The organism is Pseudoalteromonas luteoviolacea S2607 (assembly GCF_001625575.1).
GTDB lineage: Bacteria > Pseudomonadota > Gammaproteobacteria > Enterobacterales > Alteromonadaceae > Pseudoalteromonas > Pseudoalteromonas luteoviolacea_E.
Map to the genome: position 1 here is coordinate 106,079 of NZ_AUXV01000017.1, position 24,914 is coordinate 130,992.

30 protein-coding genes are annotated in these 24,914 nt (G+C 45.0%); 17 read left to right on the plus strand and 13 right to left on the minus strand.

Translation table 11 applies throughout. The features are described 5' to 3' along the window. Positions 1–2 precede the first annotated feature (2 nt). On the plus strand, positions 3–527 hold the full coding sequence (locus N480_RS10465; RefSeq protein ID WP_063372444.1) for a sigma-70 family RNA polymerase sigma factor: 525 nt from the start codon (positions 3–5) through the stop codon (positions 525–527). Positions 528–534: 7 nt separating this feature from the next. Here N480_RS10465 and N480_RS10470 read toward each other — a convergent pair whose 3' ends face one another. Further along, positions 535–993, minus strand: coding sequence for a TerB family tellurite resistance protein (locus N480_RS10470; protein WP_063372445.1), 459 nt, complete (start codon positions 991–993; stop codon positions 535–537). Between the two features lie 83 nt (positions 994–1,076). Between N480_RS10470 and N480_RS10475 the strand changes: the two genes are divergently transcribed. Next, positions 1,077–1,439 (plus strand): hypothetical protein, encoded by a 363-nt coding sequence (locus N480_RS10475; protein ID WP_063372446.1) that lies wholly within the window; start codon positions 1,077–1,079, stop codon positions 1,437–1,439. A 60-nt stretch (positions 1,440–1,499) separates the two neighbouring features. On the opposite strand, the gene N480_RS10480 is transcribed toward N480_RS10475, so the two are convergent. The 6 genes from N480_RS10480 to fabR all read right to left on the minus strand — a co-directional run bounded on the left by N480_RS10480 (position 1,500) and on the right by fabR (position 7,891). After that, a complete protein-coding gene (locus tag N480_RS10480; RefSeq protein ID WP_063372447.1) occupies positions 1,500–2,102 on the minus strand; it encodes a hypothetical protein in 603 nt (200 codons plus the stop codon). Between the two features lie 88 nt (positions 2,103–2,190). Next, positions 2,191–2,790, minus strand: coding sequence for a 3-isopropylmalate dehydratase small subunit (gene leuD, locus N480_RS10485; protein ID WP_063372448.1), 600 nt, complete (start codon positions 2,788–2,790; stop codon positions 2,191–2,193). Beyond that, entirely contained in the window at positions 2,787–4,190 is a 1,404-nt protein-coding gene (leuC, locus tag N480_RS10490) for a 3-isopropylmalate dehydratase large subunit (protein WP_063372449.1), read from the minus strand. Before leuC ends, leuD begins: the two co-directional genes overlap by 4 nt. Before the next feature lie 49 nt (positions 4,191–4,239). Beyond that, complete coding sequence (gene leuB, locus N480_RS10495; RefSeq protein ID WP_063372450.1) at positions 4,240–5,316, minus strand: 3-isopropylmalate dehydrogenase; 1,077 nt, start codon at positions 5,314–5,316, stop codon at positions 4,240–4,242. Next, complete coding sequence (leuA, locus tag N480_RS10500; RefSeq protein WP_063372451.1) at positions 5,313–6,860, minus strand: 2-isopropylmalate synthase; 1,548 nt, start codon at positions 6,858–6,860, stop codon at positions 5,313–5,315. Before leuA ends, leuB begins: the two co-directional genes overlap by 4 nt. Positions 6,861–7,270: 410 nt before the next feature. Continuing rightward, positions 7,271–7,891: an HTH-type transcriptional repressor FabR gene (gene fabR / locus N480_RS10505; RefSeq protein WP_063372452.1), complete on the minus strand. Its 621-nt coding sequence runs from the start codon at positions 7,889–7,891 to the stop codon at positions 7,271–7,273. A gap of 111 nt (positions 7,892–8,002) precedes the next feature. Between fabR and N480_RS10510 the strand changes: the two genes are divergently transcribed. Both N480_RS10510 and sthA read left to right on the plus strand, forming a co-directional pair. Continuing rightward, complete coding sequence (locus tag N480_RS10510; RefSeq protein WP_063372453.1) at positions 8,003–9,136, plus strand: acyl-CoA desaturase; 1,134 nt, start codon at positions 8,003–8,005, stop codon at positions 9,134–9,136. Positions 9,137–9,180: 44 nt separating this feature from the next. Next, complete coding sequence (sthA, locus tag N480_RS10515) at positions 9,181–10,617, plus strand: Si-specific NAD(P)(+) transhydrogenase (protein ID WP_063372454.1); 1,437 nt, start codon at positions 9,181–9,183, stop codon at positions 10,615–10,617. Between the two features lie 35 nt (positions 10,618–10,652). Here the strand turns inward: sthA and N480_RS10520 are convergent, their stop codons facing one another. Both N480_RS10520 and N480_RS10525 read right to left on the minus strand, forming a co-directional pair. Continuing rightward, positions 10,653–11,900, minus strand: a complete 1,248-nt coding sequence (locus N480_RS10520) for a hypothetical protein (protein ID WP_231102250.1) — start codon at positions 11,898–11,900, stop codon at positions 10,653–10,655. Continuing rightward, a complete protein-coding gene (locus N480_RS10525; protein WP_231102251.1) occupies positions 11,893–12,600 on the minus strand; it encodes a methylamine utilization protein in 708 nt (235 codons plus the stop codon). Before N480_RS10525 ends, N480_RS10520 begins: the two co-directional genes overlap by 8 nt. Before the next feature lie 165 nt (positions 12,601–12,765). Here N480_RS10525 and N480_RS10530 point away from each other — a divergent pair, with 165 nt between their 5' ends. The 12 genes from N480_RS10530 (at position 12,766) to N480_RS10580 (ending at position 19,989) form a co-directional block, all read left to right on the plus strand. Beyond that, the gene (locus N480_RS10530; protein ID WP_063372456.1) at positions 12,766–14,826 is read left to right on the plus strand and encodes a glycoside hydrolase family 97 protein; all 2,061 of its coding nucleotides are present in this window, start codon (positions 12,766–12,768) and stop codon (positions 14,824–14,826) included. Positions 14,827–15,151: 325 nt separating this feature from the next. Beyond that, the gene (locus tag N480_RS10535) at positions 15,152–16,642 is read left to right on the plus strand and encodes an AraC family transcriptional regulator (protein ID WP_063372457.1); all 1,491 of its coding nucleotides are present in this window, start codon (positions 15,152–15,154) and stop codon (positions 16,640–16,642) included. A gap of 94 nt (positions 16,643–16,736) precedes the next feature. Beyond that, positions 16,737–16,955 (plus strand): RebB family R body protein, encoded by a 219-nt coding sequence (locus N480_RS10540; RefSeq protein ID WP_063372458.1) that lies wholly within the window; start codon positions 16,737–16,739, stop codon positions 16,953–16,955. Between the two features lie 73 nt (positions 16,956–17,028). Further along, positions 17,029–17,313, plus strand: a complete 285-nt coding sequence (locus N480_RS10545; protein WP_063372459.1) for a RebB family R body protein — start codon at positions 17,029–17,031, stop codon at positions 17,311–17,313. A gap of 38 nt (positions 17,314–17,351) precedes the next feature. After that, positions 17,352–17,618, plus strand: a complete 267-nt coding sequence (locus N480_RS10550; protein ID WP_023401227.1) for a RebB family R body protein — start codon at positions 17,352–17,354, stop codon at positions 17,616–17,618. A gap of 52 nt (positions 17,619–17,670) precedes the next feature. After that, positions 17,671–17,940 (plus strand): RebB family R body protein, encoded by a 270-nt coding sequence (locus N480_RS10555; protein WP_063372460.1) that lies wholly within the window; start codon positions 17,671–17,673, stop codon positions 17,938–17,940. 102 nt (positions 17,941–18,042) lie between these two features. Then, positions 18,043–18,339, plus strand: coding sequence for a hypothetical protein (locus tag N480_RS10560; RefSeq protein ID WP_063372461.1), 297 nt, complete (start codon positions 18,043–18,045; stop codon positions 18,337–18,339). Positions 18,340–18,490: 151 nt separating this feature from the next. Then, positions 18,491–18,871, plus strand: coding sequence for a RebB family R body protein (locus tag N480_RS10565; RefSeq protein ID WP_063372462.1), 381 nt, complete (start codon positions 18,491–18,493; stop codon positions 18,869–18,871). Between the two features lie 5 nt (positions 18,872–18,876). After that, a complete protein-coding gene (locus tag N480_RS10570) occupies positions 18,877–19,119 on the plus strand; it encodes a hypothetical protein (protein WP_063372463.1) in 243 nt (80 codons plus the stop codon). Positions 19,120–19,153: 34 nt separating this feature from the next. Further along, on the plus strand, positions 19,154–19,435 hold the full coding sequence (locus N480_RS10575; protein WP_063372464.1) for a RebB family R body protein: 282 nt from the start codon (positions 19,154–19,156) through the stop codon (positions 19,433–19,435). A 95-nt stretch (positions 19,436–19,530) separates the two neighbouring features. Beyond that, positions 19,531–19,707, plus strand: coding sequence for a RebB family R body protein (locus N480_RS24990; protein ID WP_081225409.1), 177 nt, complete (start codon positions 19,531–19,533; stop codon positions 19,705–19,707). Positions 19,708–19,716: 9 nt separating this feature from the next. Next, positions 19,717–19,989, plus strand: a complete 273-nt coding sequence (locus tag N480_RS10580; protein WP_063372465.1) for a hypothetical protein — start codon at positions 19,717–19,719, stop codon at positions 19,987–19,989. Here the strand turns inward: N480_RS10580 and N480_RS10585 are convergent. Both N480_RS10585 and N480_RS10590 read right to left on the minus strand, forming a co-directional pair. Beyond that, complete coding sequence (locus tag N480_RS10585; RefSeq protein WP_063372466.1) at positions 19,979–20,419, minus strand: hypothetical protein; 441 nt, start codon at positions 20,417–20,419, stop codon at positions 19,979–19,981. The genes N480_RS10580 and N480_RS10585 overlap by 11 nt on opposite strands. A gap of 81 nt (positions 20,420–20,500) precedes the next feature. After that, positions 20,501–21,685, minus strand: a complete 1,185-nt coding sequence (locus N480_RS10590; protein WP_063372467.1) for an MFS transporter — start codon at positions 21,683–21,685, stop codon at positions 20,501–20,503. 74 nt (positions 21,686–21,759) lie between these two features. Here N480_RS10590 and N480_RS10595 point away from each other — a divergent pair, with 74 nt between their 5' ends. Further along, a complete protein-coding gene (locus N480_RS10595; protein WP_063372495.1) occupies positions 21,760–22,566 on the plus strand; it encodes an AraC family transcriptional regulator in 807 nt (268 codons plus the stop codon). 11 nt (positions 22,567–22,577) lie between these two features. Here the strand turns inward: N480_RS10595 and N480_RS10600 are convergent, their stop codons facing one another. Beyond that, entirely contained in the window at positions 22,578–23,768 is a 1,191-nt protein-coding gene (locus tag N480_RS10600; RefSeq protein ID WP_063372468.1) for a hypothetical protein, read from the minus strand. A gap of 174 nt (positions 23,769–23,942) precedes the next feature. After that, a complete protein-coding gene (locus N480_RS10605) occupies positions 23,943–24,914 on the minus strand; it encodes a DJ-1/PfpI family protein (RefSeq protein ID WP_063372469.1) in 972 nt (323 codons plus the stop codon).

Genomic DNA, 24,914 nt, shown 5'->3' on the forward strand with positions numbered 1-24,914 from the left:
CAGTGCAGCAGCTCTGTGTTAAGTGGTCAAAGGTTATTGCTGAAAATGAAGCTAAATTACTTGCTTATTTGAACAATATTTTACGCTGCCCTTATCTAGCCGAGGACGCATTACAAGACACATTCATTCGTTTATCAGGGATGTCAAAATGTCAGGATTGCCAAGTTAAGAATACCAAGAGTTACTGTTATCAAGTCGCAAGGAATATCGCCATTGATATGATCCGTAAACAAAATAGAGAATCTCTTGTTGATTTAGAATCTGTTCAAACGGAACAATTTGACGACGAAAGCTCAAACATTGAAGAAAAGTACATTGATGCACAGTTGTCAGATAAGGTGAATAATACCATTGGTAAGCTCTCACAACGCCATCAAAATGTCGTTAGCTTCTATCGTGATGGTCGTTTAAAGCAAAAAGAAATCGCCAAGATGTATCATATTTCTCCAACTTTAGTGAATTTTATGATTAAAGAAGCCATTCAGTCTTGTCAGAATGAATTGCAAGCTGGTGCTGTCGCACACTGATAGCGCCTTATTCAGCTAGACCTAGCGCGTCTTTGGCGCGCAGTTTAGCCGAAATGAAATCACCATGAGCAACATACATCAACCCCGCAATTTTACGCACCGTGTAATCTTCTTGTGGGTCTAACTTTCCATCCGAAAAGGCCACCATCCACATCAGCTCAATGACTTCGATGCGTGCGAGCTCGTCAGTATGTTCATTGACAACTTTGATAAAGCGATGCAGGTCAATTGCCGTATCTACCAACTGCTGTGCCTCTGAGCGAATTAATTCACTACTTTGCGCACTTAGCTGACATTGACGTTGAAGCAGCTTGGCGACCATTTCTAACTCTTGCGGCATCACCTCATTGTCTGCACGCATCACTTCAACCATCAGTGCCGCCAGTGCTGTAGCAAAGCTCATAGACGCTTGTTCTTCTTGAGAATTATTTAAGCTCGCTAAAAACTCTTTAACTCGTTCTAACAATTGTCGCTCCTTTTGATACACTTGAGGTATCATTCAAACAGTGGTTTTTATTCATATGACCCAAGCATTTCAAGGCTTCATACATGCTTAAACGTGTTTTCACCCTGCTGACTTTTCTCTCTGCTATGCTACTCAGCGCCTGTCAATTTACACCTGGGAAAATTGGTGTCTCAGAAAAATACTATGACTTTGATCATAAAGTACATTACGAACAAATAAAGTATAGCGATGACCATTATTATTTGAAGATAAAGTCAGACTCTTACAATCATTTTTTGCAACAAAGTGTGTTTTTATTACGCCATAGTCAGTCACTCTGCCAAGGTCGAAAACCACAACTATTATTGCACGGAGGCGTACAAAAATTTGATCGCTTACCAACAACACCACGTGCCTATGAGCCGGACTTAAGCGTTGAAGTTACCTGCATTAAAGGCAACCAATAATAATTAATGCGGCGAGCGCACTGCGTTGAAATGCTGTGCGCTCATAAATTACATCTGACCTTAGTCTTTGTAACCCCAAGGTGCTTTTGGCGCTTTAACCGGTTTCGTTAAATCAAAGTCGACTCTAAATTCGCGACCTTCACGTACTAATCGATAAGTAAACTTATCGTCATAGATAAACATTTGCCAAGTGTTACCAATCGATTGAGGGATCTCTTGGGCAATAAAGAGTTCTTTTGAATACTGATCAGCAGGGAATGACTGAACAGTGTCAAAGCCCGCATCGACAGTGTGACCGCCATACATCGTTGACGCGTCGTCACTACCATCTTTATGACGGTGATCATGTTTTAAGCTTAGCCCGCTGCCAGTTTTAGTGATGATCCACGTACGCGATGCATCTTTCCCAACATGAAATGGCACTTGTAGCTCACGTTCGTTACAACGACGAACATGCATCACAAGTCGCGCTTCACTAAATGAACTTGGACCTTGGTTATCAACCGTCACTTTGCCTTCGTAAGCTTTACCGCAGTGCGCTTTAATTTTATCGAAAAATGCATCATGCGTAGGGATTGACACCAGTGGTGCAGGTCGAGCAATAGCTGTGCTACTAGCAACTAAGGTTGCCGCAGCCATAAGAGAAGCAGAGAACTTATTCATTGAAGTGTTCCTAAATATGAAAAGCCAAAGGCTAAATGGCCTTTGGCTTAATGGCAAAAAAATGCGATGGTTGCAGCGTCTGCTAAGATTACTGCCAAGGCCTAGCGGCTGCTAATTGCTGCTCGAATGCATCAATATGCTGATTAAGTTGCTCTGTTTCACCGATAAAGTCCAGTCCGCTTAATAATCTGGCTTTAATATCTGGGCGAACTGAAAATGGGATTGGTGCAAATTGGTCGCTAATAATGTGCTGACTTTCAAGATCAATCTCGACATGCACTTGCTCATGCTGTTCACACACTTCAAATAGGCTATCTAACGTTTGGGTATCTAGTGCTATACACAGCATTTGGTTGTTACCGCAGTTATTGAAAAAAATATCTGCAAAGCTTTCCGCCAAAATAACCGTAAAACCATACTGTTTTAAAGCCCACGGTGCATGTTCACGCGACGACCCACAACCAAAATTATCACGGGTCAATAGAATCGTCGCACCTTGATAGCACGGATAATTTAAAACAAACTCAGGGTCTGCATCTCCACTATCCAAATAGCGCCAATCATAAAATAGCGCCTCATCAAACCCGTCCCGGCTGGTCGAAGTCAAAAACTGTTTTGGAATAATCTGGTCGGTATCTACATTGTTTTTATCCAAAGGTGCCATTAATCCAGTGTGATAAATACTCATGCTTGCGCTCCTCGGATATCAGTAAAACGTCCCGCAATTGCCGCCGCCGCTGCCATGGCTGGGCTCACTAAGTGAGTGCGTCCGCCGCGCCCTTGACGCCCTTCAAAATTTCGATTTGAAGTTGAGGCGCAGCGTTTTCCAGCGCCCAGTCTATCGTCATTCATAGCTAGGCACATCGAACAACCAGGTTCTCGCCATTCAAACCCAGCGGCGACAAAAATATCAGCTAACCCCTCCTCTTCGGCTTGTTGTTTGACCAAGCCAGAGCCAGGCACAATTAAAGCTTCTACGCCATCAGCCACTGTTTGACCTTTTACAATCTCTGCTGCTGCGCGCAAATCTTCAATACGACTATTGGTACAAGAACCAATAAATACCGTATCTACTTTGGCATCGGATAGTTTTTGCCCAGCTTCCAGGCCCATATATTTCAAGGCTGAGCGCATTGAGTCAGCTTTAATTAAGTCCTGTTCTTTATCAGGATCTGGGATAGGTTCATCAATGCCTATCACCTGCTCTGGACTTGTGCCCCACGTCACTTGTGGCTGAATATCTTCTGCGGCCATTTCAACCACACGATCGAACTTCGCCCCTTCATCTGAGTGGAGTGTTTTCCAGTAGGTCACCGCCTGAGCAAACTCTTCGCCTTTTGGCGCGAATGGGCGTCCCTCAAGATATGCGTAAGTGGTTTCATCTGGTGCAATTAAACCGGCTTTAGCGCCCATTTCGATGCTCATATTGCACAGCGTCATGCGAGACTCCATTGATAAAGATTCAATGGCACTACCACAAAACTCAGCCACATACCCAGTACCACCAGCAGTACCCAATTCACCAATAACCGCCATGATTAAGTCTTTTGCAGTGACGGTTGGACGCAATTGACCATTTATTTGGATTTTTAGAGACTTCGCTTTTTTCTGCTGCAACGTTTGGGTTGCCAACACATGTTCAACTTCTGAGGTACCTATACCATGCGCTAATGCCCCAAAAGCGCCATGAGTTGAAGTGTGACTGTCTCCGCAAACAATGGTTGTGCCCGGCAAAGTGATCCCCTGCTCAGGCCCCATAACATGCACAATTCCTTGATTTATTGACTCCAAATCGTACAGTCGCACACCAAATTCTTTGCAGTTTTCTGCCAACGCTTGCAGTTGGTTTTTACTCACTTCACTGGCGGCATCAATCGAGCGGCTTTTTGTCGATACATTGTGATCCATTGTCGCAAAGGTTTTTTCTGGACAACGCACCGGGCGATTCTTTTCACGCAATCCTGCAAATGCTTGTGGAGAGGTAACCTCGTGGACTAAATGTCTATCCACATAAAGTAAGTCGGTTTGCTCGTTAATTTTGGCAACCACATGGGCTTGCCATATTTTGTCGTATAAAGTTTGTGCCACTTGCTACATCCTTCCTTTAAACGCTAAATAACGCATTCATGGTTTATGACTAGATGCGATTCACAATCGCTTGAGCAACATCAAGGGTCGTATAAGCCGCTTGCGGGTAAATATCGGGCGTACCAATCCCCTGTGCTACCGCTTCAGCTACTGCCTTTTCGATACGCCTAGCTGCTTCATCTTCACCAAGTGAATACCGTAGCATTAATGCTGCACTCAAAATTTGAGCTATGGGGTTGGCGATCCCCTGTCCTGCAATATCAGGAGCCGAACCACCCGCAGGCTCATACAAACCAAAACCAGATTGATTCAAACTGGCAGAAGGTAGCAGCCCCATTGAGCCGGTGATCATGGCGCATTCATCCGATAAAATGTCACCAAACAAGTTGTCGCACAGCAACACATCAAATTGGCTGGGTTGTTTCACCAACTGCATCGCTGCATTATCAATATAGATATGATCTAAAGTGACATCTGGGTAATCATTACTCACTTCAACAACTACTTCACGCCACAATACGCTGGACGCCAAGACGTTAGATTTATCTACCGATGTCACATGATTACTGCGTAATCTTGCAGCTTCAAAGGCAAATCGCGCAATACGCTCAATCTCTTTGCGGCTATATTTTTGCGTATCAAACGCATACTCTTCTGCGCCACTGCCATCACGCCCTTTGTCACCAAAGTAAATACCACCGGTCAGTTCTCGAACACATAAAATATCAAAGCCTTGTGCACTAATATCAGCACGCAGTGGTGATGCTGCACTCAAAGCGGGAAGCAGCTGTGCTGGTCTAAGGTTGCAAAACAAACCAAAGTGCTTACGTAATGGAAGCAATGACGCACGCTCAGGCTGTTGCTCTGGTGGTAAATCAGCCCACTTTGGTCCACCTACTGAGCCGAACAAAATCGCATCTGCTGCTTCACATGCTGCTAGCGTTTGAGCAGGTAGTGCTTGTCCAAATTCATCAATCGCAGCACCGCCAATAGCTTGAGGTGCCATATCTAAGTTAAATGAAAATTCTTCACTTACTCGCTTTAACACCAGCTCTGCAGCTGCCATCACTTCAGGGCCAATGCCATCCCCCGCTAAAACTGCGACCTGATAACTTTTCTGACTCATCCTGCTTTCCTTTGTTGCTTTAGATCCGACACTTTGCGTGCCCTATCAATTAAGTTGTATACACGTATCATTGCTCTTACTGATGCTTCAACAACATCAGCAGCTAGACCTGCTCCGTGATATTGGCGGCCATCAAATTTTGCAATGATATTTACTTGGCCCAGCGAACTTGCACCTTGACCTGTTGCTTCTAAGTTGTATTCAATCACTTCAACCGCTTGTCCTGTAATGCGCTCAATGGCTAAAAACGCGGCTTCAACTGGGCCATTGCCCGTCGCAGCTTCTTGGCACAACTCATCGCCTAAACTCATGCCCACCGTTGCACTGGCAATAGATTGAGAGTTAGACGATGCGTTAACAAATTGCAGCTGATAAAACTCATCCTGTTCGGCTAACTTATTGAAGTGGATCATGGCTTCAAGGTCATAGTCGTACACGGTTCCCTTTTGATCTGCCAACTCAAGAAAACTGGTGTAGAGCTGATCCATATCGTAATCGTCAGCTTGATAACCCAATTCTGACAAGCGATGTTCGATAACGTGACGTCCCGAACGAGACGTCATGTTAAGTTGGTTGTTTGGTACACCCACTGTTTCGGGTGCCATAATTTCGTAGGTATTTTGCGCTTTTAAAACACCGTCTTGGTGAATTCCAGAGCTATGAGCAAACGCATTTTCTCCAACAATGGCCTTATTGGGTTGAACTGGCATATTGCATATTGTTGCAACCTGCCTAGATGCGCGATAAATCTCTTCACTGCGGATATCAGTGTGCACCTTCAAGTGGTCTTGGCGCATTTGCATGATCATCGCCACTTCTTCTAGCGAACAATTGCCCGCGCGCTCACCAATACCATTGATGGTACATTCAATTTGTCTTGCGCCGGCTTGCACTGCAGCAATAGAGTTGGCCACAGCTAAGCCTAAATCGTTATGACAGTGTACGCTCAAACGCGCTTTATCAATATTCGCGACATTGTTACGCAAGTGATGAATGATTGCTGCGTATTCATCTGGCGTGGTGTAGCCCACTGTATCTGGAATATTGATGGTTGTTGCACCCGCACTAATCGCACGGTCGACGACTTTACATAAATCATCGAAAGGAGTTCGCCCTGCATCTTCGCAAGAAAACTCAACATCATCGGTATACTGAAGTGCTTGCTTTATCGAGCGCTCTGCCATTTCTATCACGTCGTCTAACGACTTGCGTAACTTGTGTTTTAAGTGCAATGGACTGGTTGCAATAAACGTATGAATGCGTGGTTGGTCAGCGCCTTTTAACGCCAAGCCACAGGCCTCAATATCTTTTGGCATCGCACGTGCTAGCCCACAAATAGCAGGGCCTTTAACCTCATTAGCTATGCGCTGTACCGCTCTGAAGTCCGCAGGGCTAGATACTGGAAAACCAACTTCCATCACATCAACATTGAGTCGACTAATGGTGTGCGCTAATTGAATCTTGTCTTCTTCGGTTAGACTGGCTTTTAAAGCCTGCTCGCCATCTCTTAATGTTGTATCAAAAATCCAGACCTTGTCCTGCATTCCTATTTCCTCGCGCAAAATAAAAAACCCCGCTCAATGGCGGGGTTTGCTATTTGGTTGCTCACGACACGCAACTAAGCCCCGCCCTTACTTAAAGTAATCAGTAAGAGGTTAAGCAAAATTGACAGTAGCGTGATGTTTTTCATTTGAGCAATCATACCTGTTGATGAATTGACTATGTTTTAACACGTGAAAAAACAACAGATCAAGCATAATTTTTTCACACCAACACCAAAAAGCAGGATCAAAAAGAAAATAAAATCCACATTCCAAATAAATATTAAATTTTATTTTCTTCCATATTCCTTCTTTTAGATTTTAATTTGATCAATATTGGACATCATGTGGTTAAAAATTGTGGACGAAAAAAAACCGCCATTAGGCGGTTTTTCAATCAAACACAGAACGCGCTATAAGCTTTTATCAGACTCTTTTTGATACCCAGATGCGCCTTTGGCAATGTAACGCAATTGCCATATCAAGCGTTCGGTTAGTTCTTCTCGCTGTTGTAGGTCTAGATCCAGTGCTTCTGCACCTGAGCTAAATACAATGGTGACCATAGCTTCAGCTTGCATATAAGCATGGTGCGCTTCCATTTTTGTTTCCGATTCTAGGTAATGTGCTAACTCCAGAATAAAGTGTTTAATTTCACGTGCGACGGCGGCGCGAAAGGCCGGTGACGTACCTGAGCGCTCTCTCAACAACAACCGAAACTGGTTACTGGAAGTTTCAATGAACTCCATGAAGGTCAATACCGAGGTATTGATAATACTTCCTCCACTTGCAATGCGACGCCTAGCTTGACGCATTAGCTGACGCAAGGTCAGGCCAGCCTCGTCAACCAATGTAAGGCCAAGTTCATTCATGTCTTTAAAGTGACGGTAAAAAGAAGTTGGCGCTATACCCGCCTCACGTGCCACCTCACGTAAACTCAGATTTGAAAAACTGTGTTCCGCACTTAGTTGGTTAAATGCCGCCTCAATTAGCGCCTGTCGCGTTTTTTGCTTTTGTTGTGCACGCACACCCGACATGAATGCCCCCTACTAAATTCGCTCTATTGTGCTCTTTGGGCAGTCTAATACTTGACGGCGCAAGAATGAAATACTATTTTAGCGTACAAGTGTACGCTGAGATTTTATAAAATGAATAAACCGCCGATTATTTGGACTAATGTAATATTTTTTAGTCTGTCTTTTTTAGCCGCTGTCACCCTCGTTCCATGGTATGGGTATGAGTATGGTTATACCCTGACCCACTGGGTTGCCTTTGTTGCCTGCATGTTTTACGCAGGTATGTCTATTACCGCTGGCTACCACCGTCTTTGGGCCCATAAAGCCTATGAAACACATCCCATCATCCAAGTTTTTTTTGCGCTGGGTGGCGCTTTTGCCCTGCAAAATAGTATTTTGCACTGGAGTAGTGATCACAGAGTTCATCATGGTCAGGTTGACGACCCAGTTAAAGACCCCTATGCGGCAACGCGCGGCTTTTGGTATAGCCATATTGGTTGGATGCTAAGAGACTATCAAGGCGACAACTACGGCGACTATAACAACGCGCGAGATCTACAGCGCAATAAAATTGTGATGTGGCAACACAAGCATTATTTAAAATTGGTTCTGCTAACGAACATTGGTATCCCGCTTCTTTTAGGTCTAGCACTTGGCGATATCTTCGGCATGCTGCTACTTGCTGGTGTACTACGTTTAGTTCTAAGCCAACATTTCACCTTTTTTATTAACTCTTTGGCACACATTTGGGGCAGCCGCCCATACACTGAAAAAAATACCGCCAGAGACAATGGTTTCTTAGCACTACTAACATATGGCGAGGGGTATCATAACTTCCACCATATTTTTGCCAGTGACTATCGCAATGGTATTCGCTGGTATCATTACGATCCAACCAAGTGGATGATCCGCGCATTAGCCTATCTTGGTTTAGCCAGCAAATTAAAACGTACACCTGTCGAGCGAATTGAAAAAGCCAAGGCAGAAACACTGCTGAACAAAACAAAAGTTACGCTAGCAAAATTGCCTTTAGCTCAAGATAAGCTTACATTGTTACAACAAGAATATGATTTACTTCTGAAAAAGCTTCAGCACTTCTGTGCAATACAGAAGCAAGTACTGGAAGCGAAAAAGCATGCCGTGTTAGAACAATGCGAGCAATCTGCACTCCATAAACAATATTTGGAGTTAGAACAGGCTTGGCATACACAAAAACAGGCGTGGTTAGCACTTAACTCGAGGCTGTTAAAAGGCGCAGCAAGTTAGCCCTATGCTGCCTACGGCCTCCCAATAGCAAGTAAGGCGAGGCCGTGACAAAATCAAAAGATAAACCAACAGACACTCCCGCAAAGTCATATCAATATGACGCCATAATCATCGGTACAGGCCCAGGTGGCGAAGGTGCCGCTATGAATTTGTCAAAAAGCCAGAAAAAAGTAGCCGTGATCGAAAAACAAACGGCGGTTGGTGGGGGCTGTGTACATTGGGGAACGATACCATCAAAAGCACTCAGGCACTCGGTAAGCCGCCTTATTGAATATAAGGCCAACCCGCTATATCGATTTACAGAGCGCCCTAAAAGGCTCACGTTTCAAGATATTTTAAATCATGCCAGCGATGTTATTGGCAAACAGTCTTCACTGCGTTCCAGCTTTTACGACCGTAATCGCATTCATATGTACCAAGGTGAAGCCAGTTTTGTAGACGCCCATACCATTCGCGTTACACACCTTGATGGCTCTCATGACACTCTCACAGCTCACACTATCGTTATCGCGACAGGTTCGCGACCCTACCGTCCACCTGGGGTCGACTTTGACCACCCACGAGTGTATGACAGCGACACGATTCTAAAACTCGAACATAATCCGCAGCGTGTTATTGTGTATGGTGCGGGGGTGATAGGCTGTGAATATGCGTCGATATTCAAAGGGCTGGGCGCTAAGGTCGATCTCATCAATACCCGCGACAGACTATTGTCGTTTATGGATGATGAAATTTCTGATGCACTTAGCTACCACTTCTGGAATAGTGGCATCGTGATCCGCCATAACGAAGAGTATGCAAAAGTAGAAACCTCTGACAAAGGGGTGATATTACATCTGCAGTCAGGTAAAAAAGTCAAAGCGGATTGTATTCTTTGGGCAAACGGCCGAACGGGTAATACAGACAGTTTAAACCTTGAAGCCGTGGGGTTAAAAGCTGATGGCCGAGGCCAGCTACGCGTCAATGAATACTACCAAACTGAAGTAAACAATATCTATGCCGTGGGTGATGTGATTGGCTACCCAAGTCTTGCGAGTGCTGCGTTTGATCAAGGCCGCATTGCAGCAAATGCCATCGCCAATGGACAGTGCGACGATCGCTTAATTACCGATATTCCAACGGGCATCTACACGATTCCGGAAATGAGCTCTGTAGGTAAAACGGAGCAAGAGCTAACCGCTGCTAAGATTCCTTACGAAGTCGGTCGCGCTCAATTTAAGCATCTCGCGCGCGCGCAAATTGCCAGTACAGAAGTAGGCAGTTTGAAGATCTTATTTCACACCAAAACCAAAGAAATACTGGGCATTCACTGCTTTGGCGAGCGTGCATCAGAAATTGTCCACATTGGTCAAGCCATCATGGAGCAAAAAGGTGAGGGCAATAACGTTGAATATTTTGTCAATACTACCTTCAATTACCCGACGATGGCTGAAGCCTACCGTGTTGCTGCGCTGAATGGCTTGAACAGGTTGTGTGACTAATCAGGCATAAGGCTGCGATTTAACGCAGCCTTGATTTAAAAGCGATATTCACCACTCACTCGCCACAGTTGCTCAATTTGTCGAGTCGGAAAGTTACCATCGATCCGATTAGCCACTTTGGTTTCTAAGAATTGAAATTCAGCACCTAATCGCCAACTATCCGTGATACGCCACTTCAAAGTTGTAGTTATTGCCCCACCATCACTTGCATTGGGGTCAAAAGTCCAGTGGTCCAAGTCTTTTACTTTGAATTGCTCAATACGCCCACTTAAACGAAATTTCTGCCAGCGATGGGTTATTAACACAAACTGACTATCAAAATCATTGTCAACACCACGCGCTCTGCCCATTGCAGTATTGCCTGACATAGCCTGCGCTATCAAATGGGTTTGGCGGGTAATTTTAAACTTATATGCCAAGCTCCAAAATTTAGTGTCCCATGCATATTGGCCGGTTTCATAGTTTACTATTGCGGGATCACCGTTGTTGTCATACCAATACGCCCTTAATGAATGACGGTTTTGATAACTCCAATGGGCACCAATATAGTAACCAAAGCGCCCGTCAATCTCTGTGAAAGGCTCTATTTGCCATGCTTGACCACTGAGTTGAGGTGACATAAACCCCGCTGTAGGGCGTAGCCTCAACGATTCATTAAATACGGATTGTCTATCATGTGAAGAAAAACCGCGCCAAGACAATGCGGCACCGGTCGGGTCATTGCCTTTATAAACACCGACAAACCATTGCCAATTGTGCTCACTGGGCGTTTTCAAGCGTTTGCCACTGCGCTTTAGGCTGGCCTCTAGACCAAAAATCCTAAGTTCTTCACCCAGCCATGCATTCAACGCCGAATAATTGTAGTTATAAGGTGAAGACCAACCAATATCGGGGTTTTCTAAAGACATTTTCGGATAGAAGCCGCCAACACGCAGTGCAGGCTGATAAGCGCCTTTGCTTATCGGTTTATATTGTGCGTAAAGCTCAGTAAAGCCGACTTTGCTTTCTGGATCTGGAACATACTGAACCACGCTATGGGCCGACCAGCTGCTGCTCAAGTCGAAGCGCGAGTCGAGTACAGCTCGACTTAAGTTCAAGCGATTGTCGCCTGCACCAAATCGATTGACCGACGCGCCTCGCTCATACCAAGAGGCATATTCACTGGCAGACTGCCAGCTTGCTTGTATATAGCCTTTATGTTGCGACCCCTGACCATAGGCCAACGCACTTGCACTCAGCGCACCACTTAACAAACAGGCTGATAATACTTGGGATCTATTCATAGTCGTCAAATTCATCTGAAAAATCTTCCTTTGGCTTGAACAACGACTGATTTAGTTGGTATGTCAGCGTTTGATTAGTTTTAATTTTTGCCATTGTCATAGATTCTGGCTGATCTAAATTAGCAAACCCTTCGTGCCACACGTTGATTGTTATGTCTTGCGCAAATGGTTTGGCCAATGCCACTTCGGCCACTCCTTGGTCATTCGTTATCGCAAAATGAGTTGAGTCCACAACCAAGATGTATCCCAACATCCAATCATGGATGTTGCACCCCAGCTCGACCACCCCCGTATTTGCAAACGTAAGCGCCTGTGGATTATCTCGATACAATTTAAATTCAAAAGGTTGTGCTGCTGAAAAGGAGTAAACATGGTGCAAAATTGAGTCGTAATTCGGAAAAGAAACCTGAGCCCCTTTTGGTACTACCAAAATATGCGGGGTAAACGCTCTGTCTCGCTGCCCCATTTTATAGTCCAATTGCGTGACCGCATTTTGCTTGGTTAATTGGCTTCCTTCAAACCACACAACCGCCCCATTCACTGGTTGACCGCTTTCATCAGTCACGTTAATGGTAACGGCTTTAGCGGTCATACTCGTAGCCCCTACTACCGAGAATAACCCCATCAATGCCACTGCAGATAACGTTCGCCTTTTCCTATTTTGCTTTGTTGGTATTTTTACTTGCTGTTGACGCTGCATATAACGCTGTCCTTATCAGGCTTAATTTTTCATTTGAGTATAGACCGGACGACGTAAATAATGCATTCATCGCATTTTAAATTTGAATACGTATGCAAGCCATTTAGAGCCTATTGAATTGCCCTTAAGCTAGATGTAACTAATTGCACAAAGAGAATAAAAAAAATGCGTTACCCAAACTCACTTAACCTTGTGGTTAGCCTGACCACAGGGCTTTTCGCACTTAACATGACTGCCCATGCAGCCAGTTTCAGTGTTCAATCGCCAGATAAACAGCTTACTTTCACAATCAGTGATGATCATACTCAGCCCAAGTACCAAGTGGCGTTTCAAGGTCAAACGATTATAAACCCATCGTCACTGGGGTTCGATTTTGCCCGCGCGCCATCCATGCGCGACAATATGTTTATCAGCCATACCGAGCGCGCCAGCCAAAACAGCACTTGGCAGCAACCTTGGGGTGAAGCCAGAGAAATTACCGATCATCACAACGAATTACTCGTCACCTTTGCAGATAAAACCACTAAAGCGACCCAGTACCGTGTTCGTATTCGTGTCTTTGATGATGGGTTGGGGTTCCGCTACGAAGTCAACCAAAACAGCGCACGCTATATCACGCGTGAACTCACCGAGTTTAGTATTACAGACAGTGACCAAAGCCAAGCTTGGTGGATCCCTGCCAGAGGTTGGAACCGCTATGAGTATACTTACAATACCACCTCATTACATAAAGCTGCTCACGTACATACGCCGTTTACTTTTAAAAACAACCAGGGTGTACATATGAGCATTCACGAGGCTGCACTTGTGGACTATGCAGGCATGACATTAAACCAGCGCAGGCCGGGCACCTTTGTCAGCGATTTAACGCCTTGGTCTGATGGCATAGCGGTGAAAACCAACGGGCAGTTTAAAACGCCTTGGCGCACCCTTCAAGTGGGCGACCAAGCCACTGATTTGCTGAACTCTCATCTTATTCTCAACCTGAATGAACCAAATAAACTGGGTGATGTATCTTGGGTTCAACCGGGGAAGTACACAGGGATTTGGTGGGGTATGCATATTGGCAAGCACACTTGGGGCAGCGGTGAAAAGCATGGCGCAACCACCGAGCGCACTAAAACATACCTCAGCTTTGCCGCAGAGCACGGCTTTGATGGTGTGTTGGTTGAAGGCTGGAATGTCGGCTGGGATGGCGATTGGTTTTTCAACGGCGATGTATTTAGTTTTACCCAAGCCTACCCTGATTTTGACATTGACGACATTAAGGCACATGCAGACAAAGTTGGCGCACGCCTGATAGGCCATCATGAAACATCTGGCAATGTCAGTAACTATCGAAAGCAAATGGATGATGCCTTTAAACTGTATGAACAAGCGGGTGTCACACAAGTAAAAACTGGCTATGTTGCAGATGGTGGCAATATCAAACGCATTGACGAGCGCGGCCATGCAAGATTCGAATGGCATGACGGACAGTTCATGGTGAACGAGTATTTAGACAACATCAAGCTGGCAGCAAAGCATAAAATTAGTATTAACACTCATGAACCAATCAAGGATACAGGTCTGCGTCGTACTTATCCAAACTGGCTTACCCGTGAAGGTGCAAGAGGTCAAGAGTTCAATGCATGGGGCACACCGCCGAATCCACCAGAGCACACACCAATGCTGGCCTTTACACGCATGCTGTCGGGCCCAATGGATTTTACACCGGGTATTTTTGATATGGGCTTTAATGGACTTGGTGACAAAACCAATAGACCACAAACAACGCTGGCAAAACAACTTGCCCTCTATGTTGTACTATACAGCCCTGTACAAATGGCTGCGGATTTACCTGAAAATTACCTCGCTAGGCCAGATGCATTTCAGTTTATAAAGGATGTGCCAACGGATTGGGAACAAAGCATCGCGCTGGCTGGAGAAGTAGGAGACTACGTTGTATTTGCCCGTAAAGAGCGTGCGCGCGGAAAATATACTGGTAAAGATTGGTATTTAGGCGCAATTACCGACGAAGATGCACGTCACCTTACTGTTGAATTAGACTTTTTGCCACCTGGCCAACGCTACGAAGCGCAAATTTATCAGGATGGAGACAACGCCAACTGGCAGCAAAACCCATATGCGCTGGCCGTTACAAAACAAATAGTGACCCACAAAGACAAGCTATCACTCAACCTAGCGACCAGTGGCGGAACCGCTATCCGCTTCAAAGCGCTGTAGATTTCACTTGAAGAAAAGGCGTCAAATAACACGCCTTTTCTTTACAAACTTTCCGTTACGTTCTAAACCTATTTAAGCACTTCTTAACCATCCCACCATCGAAACAACCACTTAATTACACGTTAAATTAACCTTCGCGTAATAATATGTAATTAATAGTTCGTAAGTTACCCCGATTGAAAACGAGAAAAATTACTTAAGTTGTATCCACGGCCTTAAATCACCTTGTTTATAAATTTCCATATATGTAAGAAGCGAATTATTGTGCTTTTTACTTTGAAAGGATTTTCGCAAGACAAAAGTTAATATTGCTTTGGAGTCAACGATGAATGAATCAACACTAAGCGCTATCTCACCATCAGATGCGATAGAAAACCAATTACCGCTCACCCAGTCACTTACTCGCTACCTTAATGCGAGATGCTCGGAACATACTCTTAGACAGCTGTCTTTGGAGGTCGAGGATCAGACTCAACAGTTAAAAACGCATATTGTTTTTAATCAAGAAAACAGCTTGACCTGTCACAGCCAGCAAAGCTATCCCATTGTGTATCAAAGAAAGCGTATCGGGGCTTTAAATTTGCTAACCAAAAGTAGCCAGCCAAGCCCTACACAATCAGAACTCACACAGCTTTCGAGTCAAATAGGTATACTGGTTAAACGCAATGCAATTCAGGCACTATCAAGCAGATACCTTGGGAAAAAAGCATCGCTGCAAGGCTATAGTGATCAAATATTAAATTTGGAAAAAACCATTGAGCGGATCGCCGCTAAATTATGCCCAGTCTATATCCAAGCTGAGTCAGGTAGCGAGGTTGTCGATGTCGCGTGCTCAATCCACTTTAGCAGCTATGCTAAGCATCACCCATTCTATGAAATCGATTGTGCCAGTTGCGATGAGGAAGATTTTGCTAAAAAACTAAGTCATGTAAATACGGCAATGAACCAAGGGTGTATCTTCTTCAGCCACATTGATGCACTCTCTTTAACACAACAAAAATACCTACTTGAGCAACTCACTACCCAAAGTAAAAATAGTGCAAGTTACACCAGTAAAATAGACTTGCAACGTATTCGTATTATTAGTGCCAGCGAATCAGACATTCAATCATTGGTAGATCAGGCTGAATTCTTGCCTAGCCTGTGGCAAAAGTTAAATTTCTTTAGTTTGCAAATCCCACCATTACGCGAACGACCTGACGATATCCATACCCTGGTGGAACAACTCTCTGAGATTTACCAATTGTCACCCCAGCAACAATTAACAGAACAAGCGAAATCGGTCTTAAAAAACTATCGCTGGCCAAACAACATCGCTGAGTTGGAAAAGGTGCTACTGCGCACTTTTACTCTGGCACAAGAAAATGACATCAGTGAACAAACCCTCGTCAATATCTACCCTGAACTTGCTAAAACAACTGCATTCACACAAAACCCACAACATTGTGTAGAGTATTTGTTGGCCGGCGATATGGCCCCCTTTAGCAAGTACCACCCCAGCCTACAAAAAGCCTTGTCTTATATTCTCGATCACTGGCAGCGAGATATTTCACTTAAAGAACTCGCTGCGAATGCTTATGTCAGCTCTTCGCATCTGTCATATTTATTTAAACGCGCATTACAGCGCAGCTTTAAGCAAATCCTCGCTGAATTTAGGATCCGTAAAGCTTGTCAGCTAATCGAGCAAAACCCGAACTTACGGATCACCGACCTGTGTATGGAAGTTGGGTTTGGGGATCTCAGCCACTTCGAGAAAATCTTCCGTCGCTATACCCAGATGTCCCCTCGAGAATACAAAAAACGTCAACAGCCTTAACTGCCAAATTTACCCCTACTTTTCAATACATTGAGCCGATTAATAACGGCAGTAAATATCTAAACTGGCTGTATTGAAAACGACGGGTTACAAGATGGCAGATATTGAAGCACTAAAGCAACTGAACGAATTGGTAGCACAGCAAGCACCAGGCCTCTCTAGAGACATGTTATTGCAAGCTACCGCTCAGTCTTTAGGCAATGCTGCCCACAACGCCACGCTCGCTCAACATCAACACAATGCCATTATCAAGACCAACACGGCGCTGGCGAGTGAGATGTTATTGAGCATGGGCCCTAAGGCATCGAAATAGTTTTTTGCCAGCGGTTTTGGCTAAAAAAGTCGGTCTGTGAAGACCAATAACTAACCAATAGAAGGAAAACACTATGGCAGCAGCACCAAGTGCGGCAGGTGGTGTAAATGGCCAAGTGACAGACTCTGTCACTCAGGTAAACACCAGTGTCACAGGTTCAACACCTGCATCAAGTACGGGCAACCTACTTCTGTCAACAAGTCATGCATTAGGCACGGCAGCGCTGAATGCAACGACAGGAAACCAGCAAGCAGGTATTACGATGCAGGCGGCGACAGTGCAAGGCATTAACTCACTGATGTCAACTGGCACAGCCGTTGTTGGACGTGGCAGTGCAGAAATTCTTAGCAAAGGCTAATTCAGCCAATTAATTAACTATTTAATGAGGAAAATATCATGGCAGATACAGTAAACGCAGCAATCACTGACTCAGTTACTCAAGTAAACACAAAAGTAGTTGGTGAAACTCCAGCAATGGCGATGGGCAACCTATTAATGTCTACCAGCCAAGCTTTAAGTAACGCTGCTCACAACGCGACATCAGCACAACAACAAGCTCAAATCACAATGCAAGCTGCAACTGTACAAGGTGTTAATTCACTGATGTCTATCGGTAGCTCAGTGGTTGGCCGCAGTGCTGAAGGCATCATCGAGAAAGGCTAAGTACTTACTCGCTAAATGTATATCCACTTAACTAAATTAACAGGAGTCAATCATGGCAGATACAGTTAATGCACAAGTAACGGATTCAGTTACGCAGGTAAATACCAAAGTCGTTGGTGAAACACCAGCAATGGCAATGGGTAACCTACTCATGTCTACCAGCCAAGCATTAGGTACCGCGGCACATAATGCAACAGCTGCACAGCAGCAAGCTGCGATTACGATGCAAGCTGCGACCGTTCAAGGTGTTAACTCACTTATGTCGATCGGTACTTCAGTCATCGGCCGCAGTGCAGAAGACATCATAGAGCCTGATGCTTAATCAGATTTGGATTTGTTGATTAAAGGATACTGATCCACTATCCCAACCAAGCTCTTAGTGACTGAATCACCGCTAAGGGCTTTTTACTGTTTGGAGTTACATATGGAAAATCTAAATAGCGCACCCGATGCTGCGGAGTCTGCGGTACAAAGTGCACAACAATCGATCGCTCAATCCACCGCATTGGCACTGTCAGATGCAACTGATAACTTACGCAACCTCAACACCTTGAGCACAACAGCAATTGGTGTCGCACTGTCTCAATATATAGAAACAGGTGATGATAAGTTTTCAAAAATCATTGAAGATGCACAATCAATTGTGAGTCGAGGTGCGGATAACTTCAGTGCCGTAGGAGAAAAAATTGCCACTGTCCTACATGAAAATCAAGACGAATAGCAGCCTTGGGGGCACGCCCCCAAAATCCTAGAAAAACCCGAATCAAATCTAACTTTACCCGATTTTTAAACGGTTAACCTCCGTATTCTAGTTGCAACGATTGCTCAGTTGTTGAGCGACTAACCAGTTTGAATTTAACGAGGACTTAATCATGAGTGAGCAAGACAAAGACAGCGTGCCGTTTTCGCAACAAGCGACCAGCATGACCGAAACCACACTAGCAGAAACGCTCGGGCTATCTATGCACAATGCCGTAACCAGCCAGCAGCATGCTCAAATGACAACCGCCGCTTCAATCACCAACGCATGCGCTAGGTTGCTTAAAACACCAAATCCAACTCAGGCAGCTGAAAAAGATAAAGAAAAACCACAAGACACGGCCAATGAAGCCATGGTAGCAGAACCCGCAGAGCCTGAACCAAGCAAACAAGAGAAAAAGCCCCGTTTCAACCTATTTCGCTTTGGAAAAAACAAGCAGTCAGCACCAAAAGAAACACCAACTAAGCCCGATGAATCAACAGATACGGAGTGAACCCCATGACGTCACTTGCCAAATATAGCGCGCTTTATGAAGAGCATATGGCGCAAATCCAAGCGCTCTCTGAAAAACAAGAGCAAGAAGTAGCCGACTTACTGGCTGAAAATGATCAACGACTCGAATCGCTAGCGCCATTCTCTGACGCTCAGAGTGTTAACCAAGAAGTTACCAAGCAGTTGGAAGCCGTCGAGGAACAAATCAGCGATGCACTTAGTGAAATAAATAGCCAGCTCATTGGCTAAACCGTCCATACACTTAACTTAAAAGGAAATAGCAATGGCTAAAGAACCTACTGTAAACAAGCAAATTACTGACTCGCTCACTCAAGTCAATACGAAGGTACTTGCGGATAACCCATCAATGGCGATGGGAAACCTCTTCGCCTCAATGGGGGCTGCACTGTCAAATGCAGGTCACAATGCAACCAATGCACAACAACAAGCGGCTATCACTGTGCAAGCTGCTACGATTCAGGGCGTTAATGCCTTGGGCGCGGTTGGTAGTGCGGTGCTTGGACGTGCAGCATCGGCCATAACAGATAAAGATGATAGCCAATAAATCATCCTATCTTTCAGGGGCGTACAGCGCCTCTGTTTGAGCATTTGTTTTCCACTTAACTGGCGTTTCGCCTTACTTTTAAGAGGTCATAACCTATGTCAGATAAAAATGGACCCAGTGTCGATGAGATCATCTCACAATTGAGTGACTCTGCGCTAGCCGACACTGTGGGATTAATGATGCAAAATGCGGTGACAGCACAACAAAGTGCACAAACCTATACATCTGCATCCGTCTCTTCGGCCTGTGCACTGATCCTTGCACAAGGTTGATAACTTACCATGGCAGACAAAACTGCAGCACTCATCAAAGCCCAACAAGCAGTGGCACAGTCAACGTCCATGGCTGTGCAAGACGCGACCGACAACTTGCGAAACTTAAGCACAATTACCACTACTGCCATTGGTGTTGCTTTATCGCAATTGCTTGCAACCGGTGATCCTAAGTACGTTAAAGTCATCGAAGAGGCACAAAAAGCAATGACCAAAGGGACAGAGAACTTTTCAGATGTAGGCACAAAGGCAGCGAAAATCTTAAAAGATTTTACCCCTTAAGATACTCGCTGTTTTTGTACCACGCCCTATTCATATATCGATAATGGCTAAGTAATTTTGAGCGCTTACCAATAGCCCTTAGCCCTACAATTAAATGGTCGACGCAGTTGTATTTGGCTATATCGTAATGTACCGATTTGCCTTGATTTAACTTGATAAACAACTTGTCGATTTGTGCAACTGACATTCTTTTCGCCACCAGCTCTCGCGCATACACTTTGGCTTTTCTTGGTATAGGCTCGGAGCAAAATCCAGTAAACCCAAACCCATAAGCAAACCAACGCCCATCGAGGTTGTTGCGCAACACTAAGCTAGCATGACGATGGTACAGAGGGTGATTAGATGGCAACCCCAATGCATCGGTAGCAAGGCTGATTCGAATGTAAGTAAAAACCATATAGGTCTCAACAGGGTGTAAAGGCGTGAACATGGACCACCTGGTTAGCTAACTAGCTAATTAGGCTAACCAATTGGTCCAGATTTAACTCGCTGAAATAAATGGGAAATCGGGTTAAACTTGGGAAGCTTGTGCGTCGTTCACTTTGCGCAAGTGAGGGCTAATAAACTGACTCAAAATCAGTGAACACGCAGCTAAAGCAGCACCAAAATAAAACACCAAAGACTGATCATAAAGCCATACAACACCAAAACTGGCGGGAATGACAACCGCAGCAATATGGTTAATTGTAAAGCTCACACCCGCGGTTGCGGCAATATCTTCTGGTCTCGCTATTTTTTGAAAATAGGTTTTCAGTGCGATCGCCATGGCGAAAAAGATATGGTCAATCACATACAGTACAGCGGCCAAATTTGCTGATTCGACAACGGCATAGCCGACAAATACAGCGATTAACCCCATGTACTCAACCGTCAGTGCTTTTTGTTCCCCTATACGCCCTATCCAACTGCCGATTTTGGGGGCCAGAAAAATATTTATCACGTGATTCAGCATGTATAACGCAGTAATTTCTGCAACATCGTAGCCAAACTTTTCGACCATTAAGAATCCGGCAAAAACCATAAATATTTGCCTACGAGCACCAGAGAAAAATACCAACAGATAGTACAAACTGTACTCTTTCCTTAGAATTAACTTCTTACTTTGCGGCGCCGATTCAATAAATGGAGGGTGAGTAAAGGCCAGAAACAACGTCACCAATAGACCTGCCCCACCGATCAATAAATACATCCATACATAATCACTGTGAAACACACTAAAGCCAAGCCAAATTACGGCAAAGGTTACCAATGCCGCCATAGACTTCACCGACAATAATTGACCTAGTTTTTCTGCCGCTTCATCTTTTTTAAACCATTGTAAACTCAACGATTGATTGATCGTTTCAAAATAATGAAAGCCGATGGACATCAAAACGGTAGTCGCATACAAGCCGTATATCGTTGGGAATAAGCCCGTCACAGCCACACCAATAGAGAGCAAACACAGACTAATAACGGCAAATGTTTGCTCTTTGAGAACCAACAAAATAAACACAGCTGTAAATGCAAGAAAACCAGGGATCTCACGCAAAGACTGCAACATTCCCATATTAGCACCTGTAAAGGCGGCAGCCTCTACAGCAAAGTTGTTTAGCATTGCTGTCCATCCTGCAAATGCCATAGCCATTACGATGGTGGCCAGTACCAAGAAACTCATTGGGGTCGGCGAAAACTGCCAAAAACGTCGTTTGTTCATTCACTATCCTAAGCACATTGAGAGAAAAGCCTGATTAGTATATGCTCAATTTTTGTTGGCCAAAATTCAAATACATGACAGAAAATTTATCAAAACAGACAAATCAATCTTGGCAGCATGTGAAGTCTCGCTTTAAGCGTACCTCTTTAGACAGGCCTGTTTTCCCGCGCGCGTCAACGATGCCTGAGTGGGAACATGTAGAAGAGCACAGCCACGCTTGGGGGCAACTGACCTATATCAACAATGGCGTGATGACCATTTTTACCCCCCAAGGGACGTTTGTGATCCCACCCCAACAAGCACTTTGGATCCCGCCTAATGTCGCACACGAAACCTACTGCCGATACGGCGGCCACTTTCGCAGTGTCTACATTGATCAAAAGTATGAGTCTCTATTAGGTAGTACCGCCAAATCTCTGGTCGTCAGTGACCTGCTCAAGGCGATGATTTTAGAGATATGTACATGGCCAGAAGACTACCCTCTAGATGATAAAACTCAGCGTTTTATAGACGTGTTCGTTGACAGGCTAGAAATCGCCCCAACCAGCGACTTCTTCATCCCCAGTGCGCAAGACCCCCGTCTGCACCCCATTGTTTCAGAATTGTATGCCAACCCTGGCAGCCCACTCACGTTAGAACAGTGGGGCCAACAAGTGGGCGCTTCTAGTCGAACGCTAAATCGACTGTTTCACAAAAATTTTGCAATGGGCTTTAGTCAATGGAAACAAAAGTTAAGAGCGCTGCGCGCCGTTGAAATGCTTAATGTCGGCCAGTCGCAACAAATCATTGCACAGCAACTTGGTTTTGAGTCAAGTAGTGCCTTCAATAGCGCCTTTAAAAAGGTATTTGGCGTACCGCCTAAACAGTACTCCAAACTATAATGGTGACCGATTTACCAGTGTAATACAGTGCGCAACGTCATCACATTTTGCCAATTTGCTATAACACCAGGTTCATCGCTATTGACGACCCCATCGTGCCACTGCGCCGCGACCGTGGTATGCAAGTTTTCTGACCAGTCATATTTTACGTAGCATTCAACCATACGCGTCACAGCCGTTTGGCCACCTGACGACTTATTCCCTATAAAACTCGCCCCAGCGGCAAGCGTGAATGCTTGGTGTGTGTACTGCCCTGAAAGGCTCGCGAAATGGGTCTTATCCAACGCCTCATCATCCTGCGCGTGTTGATAACTGCGACTGTGACCCAAGCGGCTATGCAGCTGAATATCACCGATTTCTTTGTGAAACGCACTGTATACCCCATGCCGCTTTGTATCACTGTTGTGCCAACTCCCAAAGGTCAAGGCCGTGTTATTCGCGAGCTGCCTCTGCCCTTCAAGGGTGGTAAATACGCCATCTGAGCCATCTATTTGGCTAAATGTCTCTGCGTAGTTTCCCTGATTGCCGGCCAGCCCTTTGGCGCTCGACAATAACAAACGCCACCGCCACGTTTCGTCTGAAATCACCCCTTGGTAACGCAGTGCAGGCGCATAATCAGGAAAGTCGATGCTGGGATTATTTACAAATCCAGCCGTCATAAATTGCCCAACTTCATCGTTGGCCACATCATTGGTGTCGACAAGCATGCTCACTTCAGCAAGGCCCAGCAGAACCTGTTGCTCACTGTTGGGTAGTGTGTATTGCCAGTATAAAGACGATAATTGAGTGCGACTGGTTCCGCGGCCATCTTCTGTTGTTGCGGCATCTTCATTGGTATTGCCAAACCAAGATGAAACGCCCCCCTCACTCGGGTTTCGACTGTACTCAAGCCACATAAACCAAGTATGCGCGTCACGTGTTATGGTACTTTCAAAGTCAATGGAATAAAGCCGTTCTCGCTCCACATCCAAGGGACTTCCTTCTAACGAGACACTATGCGCACTCGGCGCAAATTGGTCGCTTAACAATACTGAACCGCTAGACTCATAGTTTAATGGGCTACTACTCGCAGCAGCATGTACCGCGTAAAGGTTTATTCCGATCGCCATCAACCACATGCTGACTTTAGCTGTTTTCCAATGCACTTTACTTCTCACTATTTTGTTTTGTGATAAAGAAAAGTTACCAATTTGAAAGCTCAAGAACTGAGCCAAATCGATGTAATATCAAGGGAAACACAGTCAGATTTAAACGTTTTGTGTATCAAAGGTGGTGTTATAGGTAGTCTTCGCTGATGATAAAGCCACGTTGTTGATGCAACCTTGATAGCTGTGCAAGCAACTGTGGCTTTCCTACTTAATTTACGGACTGTGGCGCTATAGTTGTCGCGTCAGAGTTAGATGTGCGACGACTTCAGCATCACTGGTTGGTTTCATGCTGGCATGCAATAGCCAATGGGCATCTCCGTGTTCAAAAGACCAAGTCAGTGCCCCCCTGTCTCCAGCCAGCTTCCAGCCAGCGGCCGCCATCTGCTGCGCCAGCCATGCTGACAAATCAACGATTTCAAGCACCCCGATATCAAACCTATAGCCCTGATACCACACCCTTTCATCACCGTAATGAAATGTGCGAGAAAGCAATGATATCCCGCTGGGCAAATCACCAAAGTCTGGTAATACTTGATCTGCCATTTTACCGCGAATATAGCCACCACCAGGCATCCACTGATACTCTATTTTTGCAGCCACTGAGTGGGCTACTCGCTCACCCTTCACCTTTGCAACCAGCGATAGCGCCCCATCAATTCCCGAGGAGAGACCAGCCGTAGTGAGTACCTTGCCATTATCGGTCAGCTTTCTATCTCGTATCAAGTTCACCTGTGGATACTGACGCTCAAAGCTGGCAAAGGCTTTTTCTATTGTTGTGGCATTTAACCCATCGAGTAAACCCGTGTTCGCGAGAATAAATGCACCATTGCAAACAGACATCACATACTGGGCTGCTTCACTTTGTTCCAAAATCCAGTTTTTAATCGCCACATCTTTTAGTAAATGCCCATTAACGTTCCCGCCGGGGATCAACAGTGCATCTAACTGCAAATCTTTAGAAAAAGCGCGATCTGGCACGACCTTCAACCCCATTGCCGTATTAATTTCGCGGCCATCTTTACTCACCGTGGTAATACGGAACCCAGCTTGTCCAAAAACTTCTATCGGCCCCACAAAATCAATGGCTTGTGCTCCTTCAAATAACATCACCCCAACGTGAAAAGCATTTTCATCATTTGAATGCGCCTTAGCCTGTAAACAACTTAAACACAGCAACCATATCGCTAATATTTTTTTCAT

What these genes read in the sequence shown, in the direction of transcription:
- N480_RS10540 (WP_063372458.1), top strand. Translation starts at nt 16,737, where the DNA reads ATGGCAGATATTGAAGCACTAAAGCAACTGAACGAATTGGTAGCACAG.
- N480_RS10475 (WP_063372446.1), top strand. Translation starts at nt 1,077, where the DNA reads ATGCTTAAACGTGTTTTCACCCTGCTGACTTTTCTCTCTGCTATGCTA.
- leuB (WP_063372450.1), bottom strand. Translation starts at nt 5,316, where the DNA reads ATGAGTCAGAAAAGTTATCAGGTCGCAGTTTTAGCGGGGGATGGCATT.
- N480_RS10590 (WP_063372467.1), bottom strand. Translation starts at nt 21,685, where the DNA reads ATGAACAAACGACGTTTTTGGCAGTTTTCGCCGACCCCAATGAGTTTC.
- N480_RS10585 (WP_063372466.1), bottom strand. Translation starts at nt 20,419, where the DNA reads ATGTTCACGCCTTTACACCCTGTTGAGACCTATATGGTTTTTACTTAC.
- N480_RS24990 (WP_081225409.1), top strand. Translation starts at nt 19,531, where the DNA reads ATGTCAGATAAAAATGGACCCAGTGTCGATGAGATCATCTCACAATTG.
- N480_RS10580 (WP_063372465.1), top strand. Translation starts at nt 19,717, where the DNA reads ATGGCAGACAAAACTGCAGCACTCATCAAAGCCCAACAAGCAGTGGCA.
- N480_RS10575 (WP_063372464.1), top strand. Translation starts at nt 19,154, where the DNA reads ATGGCTAAAGAACCTACTGTAAACAAGCAAATTACTGACTCGCTCACT.
- N480_RS10560 (WP_063372461.1), top strand. Translation starts at nt 18,043, where the DNA reads ATGGAAAATCTAAATAGCGCACCCGATGCTGCGGAGTCTGCGGTACAA.
- N480_RS10520 (WP_231102250.1), bottom strand. Translation starts at nt 11,900, where the DNA reads ATGAATAGATCCCAAGTATTATCAGCCTGTTTGTTAAGTGGTGCGCTG.
- N480_RS10510 (WP_063372453.1), top strand. Translation starts at nt 8,003, where the DNA reads ATGAATAAACCGCCGATTATTTGGACTAATGTAATATTTTTTAGTCTG.
- N480_RS10545 (WP_063372459.1), top strand. Translation starts at nt 17,029, where the DNA reads ATGGCAGCAGCACCAAGTGCGGCAGGTGGTGTAAATGGCCAAGTGACA.
- N480_RS10525 (WP_231102251.1), bottom strand. Translation starts at nt 12,600, where the DNA reads ATGCAGCGTCAACAGCAAGTAAAAATACCAACAAAGCAAAATAGGAAA.
- N480_RS10535 (WP_063372457.1), top strand. Translation starts at nt 15,152, where the DNA reads ATGAATGAATCAACACTAAGCGCTATCTCACCATCAGATGCGATAGAA.
- N480_RS10555 (WP_063372460.1), top strand. Translation starts at nt 17,671, where the DNA reads ATGGCAGATACAGTTAATGCACAAGTAACGGATTCAGTTACGCAGGTA.
- N480_RS10530 (WP_063372456.1), top strand. Translation starts at nt 12,766, where the DNA reads ATGCGTTACCCAAACTCACTTAACCTTGTGGTTAGCCTGACCACAGGG.
- N480_RS10595 (WP_063372495.1), top strand. Translation starts at nt 21,760, where the DNA reads ATGACAGAAAATTTATCAAAACAGACAAATCAATCTTGGCAGCATGTG.
- leuA (WP_063372451.1), bottom strand. Translation starts at nt 6,860, where the DNA reads ATGCAGGACAAGGTCTGGATTTTTGATACAACATTAAGAGATGGCGAG.
- N480_RS10605 (WP_063372469.1), bottom strand. Translation starts at nt 24,914, where the DNA reads ATGAAAAAAATATTAGCGATATGGTTGCTGTGTTTAAGTTGTTTACAG.
- N480_RS10550 (WP_023401227.1), top strand. Translation starts at nt 17,352, where the DNA reads ATGGCAGATACAGTAAACGCAGCAATCACTGACTCAGTTACTCAAGTA.
- N480_RS10570 (WP_063372463.1), top strand. Translation starts at nt 18,877, where the DNA reads ATGACGTCACTTGCCAAATATAGCGCGCTTTATGAAGAGCATATGGCG.
- fabR (WP_063372452.1), bottom strand. Translation starts at nt 7,891, where the DNA reads ATGTCGGGTGTGCGTGCACAACAAAAGCAAAAAACGCGACAGGCGCTA.
- N480_RS10480 (WP_063372447.1), bottom strand. Translation starts at nt 2,102, where the DNA reads ATGAATAAGTTCTCTGCTTCTCTTATGGCTGCGGCAACCTTAGTTGCT.
- leuD (WP_063372448.1), bottom strand. Translation starts at nt 2,790, where the DNA reads ATGAGTATTTATCACACTGGATTAATGGCACCTTTGGATAAAAACAAT.
- N480_RS10565 (WP_063372462.1), top strand. Translation starts at nt 18,491, where the DNA reads ATGAGTGAGCAAGACAAAGACAGCGTGCCGTTTTCGCAACAAGCGACC.